This is a genomic window from Moorena sp. SIO3H5, from assembly GCF_010692395.1.
GTDB lineage: Bacteria > Cyanobacteriota > Cyanobacteriia > Cyanobacteriales > Coleofasciculaceae > Moorena.
On the sequence record NZ_JAAHHS010000667.1, the window covers coordinates 1 to 2,438 of the forward strand.

Genomic DNA, 2,438 nt, shown 5'->3' on the forward strand with positions numbered 1-2,438 from the left:
GATATAAACCCATGGTAGAAGTACCAATGTCAATGGTTCCTATGATGAGGAGCCGGATGAAGGGAAACTTTCACGTCCGGTTTTGGAGACGAGTCGGTGGGGCGACTTACCGACTTAGTTTAATCGATAAAAAGCAAATCAAGCGGGTTCGGATTGTAAAAAGAGCTGATGGTTACTACGTCCAGTTCTGCGTTTCAGTTGATGTGGTAGAGGATTTAGAACCATCCAAAAGTACCGTTGGGTTAGATGTAGGGCTAAAAGAGTTCTACACTGACTCTGATGGGAACTCCGAACCAAATCCCCGATTTTATAGAACTGGGGAAAAGCGACTAAAGTTTTATCAACGCCGGGTTTCCCGGAAAAAGAAAGGCTCTGCTAACCGGAAAAAAGCCATCAATAGATTAGGCAGGCAGCACCTTAAGATAAGTAGGCAACGTGTTGGCGAAGCCTGCGCGCAGCGCATAGAGCACGCAAAGAGATTGGTTAGAAGTTACCGCAAGAAGAGTGCAGCCTTTATAGTTGGTAGGCTATGCATCAAAGGTGACAGGTTTTGTTGTAAGGCTGCACTCTTCTAAGGTTTCGTCTCCGGCACGTTGCGTACTCCGGTCTAACGACCTGGTCGCCTATGAAGACTTAAGGGTCAAGAATTTAGTAAAAAATCACTGTCTGGCTAAATCTATTAATGATGCAGGTTGGTATCAGTTTAGGAAGTGGTTGGAACATTTTGGTGCTAAGTTTGGCAGGGTAACTGTAGCGGTCAACCCTGCTTATACGAGTCAAAACTGTTCCGAATGCGGCGAAGTGGTCAAGAAGTCACTATCAACCAGGACTCACGTCTGTAAATGTGGCTGTAAGTTAGACAGAGACCACAACGCTGCAATCAATATCCTAGTGCGATTCGTTGGCTATAAACCTAAACCCCCAAAAGGGTTCTGGAGGACTAGCCGCAAGGTAATGAACCTTGACAACTTGATAACCATGTTGGTGAAAAACCAACCCTCACGAAATCTGAGTGACAGCCCTACCCCTGCTTTCAGGAAGTAACACACCTGGGGGTAAAGCGGGGTCGAACAGTGAAGTGCTACTAGCCTAAAAGTGGCATTAGTAACAGGCAAAGAACTCACGGGTACGCAAGGAAGATACATATGAACCATCGTGATGATTGCGCAGCGAAATCAGGCTGAAACGCTACGGGACAAAAGTCCAAGGAACATAAAGGATTGTAGGATTTAGGATTCCTACAATGATTTCCCCAGTTCCCGGTGGATAGTATCACCCTAAAAGTTCAAAAGAATGGTTATCAGGAACGAAGTAACCTCCATGAATACTCTCACGAAGGTCGATTCTTGAGTAGGTAGTTAGCCGCAAGTTTTATGGGGGCAAGATTGAGTCAGAAGCCAATGCCTAGAGTAATGTCTAGGATACGCTGACAGACTCACGTCTGTAGAAAAAGATATAGCCATGAATAACAGTGGAAAAGTCTAAAACTCGGGGGTTCGCCCCACAGTCGGAATGGAACAAGACCAACTGGCGAAAGCTGGAAATGGTCGTGTTTAAGCTGCAAAAACGGATATATCGAGCCTCTCAGCGTGGTGATGTCCGCGTGGTAAGAAAGCTACAAAAGACCCTGATGAAGTCCTGGGGAGCTAAGATGATTGCGGTCAGGAAGGTAACCCAACAGAATAAAGGCAAGAAGACTGCCGGAATAGACGGGAAAAAAGCTTTAACCAGTAAGCAAAGACTCGCCTTAGTAGCCAGCCTAAAAATCCACAAGAAGCCGCAACCAACCAGAAGAGTTTGGATTCCCAAACCTGGAAAAACGGAAAAGCGACCTCTAGGGATACCTACCATCCATGACCGCGCCCTACAAGCCCTCGCCAAACAGGCTCTCGAACCTGAGTGGGAAGCAAAATTTGAACCCAACTCATACGGGTTCAGACCAGGACGCTCATGTCATGACGCCATCGAAGCAATATTCAAAGGTATTAGCCTAAAACCTAAATGGGTTCTTGACGCTGATATCGCCAAATGTTTCGACAAAATCAATCACGATGCTCTTCTAAGAAAACTTAATACCTATCCATCCATGAGGAAATTAATCAAAAACTGGTTAAAAGCAGGTGTGATGGATAATGGCACATTCTCCCCTACAGAAGAGGGCGCTCCTCAAGGTGGCATTATATCCCCACTTTTAGCGAACATAGCCCTCCACGGAATGGAAGAACAAATAAAGGAATATGCCAAAAGTTTACCTGGATGTAAACAGGCAAACAAAAAAGCATTAAACCTAATCAGATACGCAGATGACTTTGTCAGTGCGACCTGAAAGTCGCACGGGAGAGTGGGAGATTCCAGAAGAACTCCCCAGGTAAGTGTCCAAATGCCTGTGTCCATTCTCTCACGGCTTCCGAAGTAATTCAGGAGTCGCACAGCGAGAG

2 protein-coding genes and 1 pseudogene are annotated in these 2,438 nt (G+C 45.9%); all 3 read left to right on the top strand.

What is annotated here, in order from left to right:
• On the top strand, positions 1-575 hold a 575-nt coding region (locus tag F6K52_RS35280), incomplete at its 5' end, for a transposase (protein ID WP_293089700.1).
• Positions 541-1,044 carry a transposase gene (locus tag F6K52_RS35285; RefSeq protein ID WP_293089702.1) on the top strand — a complete coding sequence of 168 codons (504 nt, stop codon included), beginning with the start codon at positions 541-543 and terminating at the stop codon, positions 1,042-1,044. The genes F6K52_RS35280 and F6K52_RS35285, both read left to right, overlap by 35 nt.
• A gap of 499 nt (positions 1,045-1,543) precedes the next feature.
• A pseudogene (locus F6K52_RS35290) lies at positions 1,544-2,314 on the top strand (reverse transcriptase domain-containing protein); the annotation flags it as partial.
• Positions 2,315-2,438 lie beyond the last annotated feature (124 nt).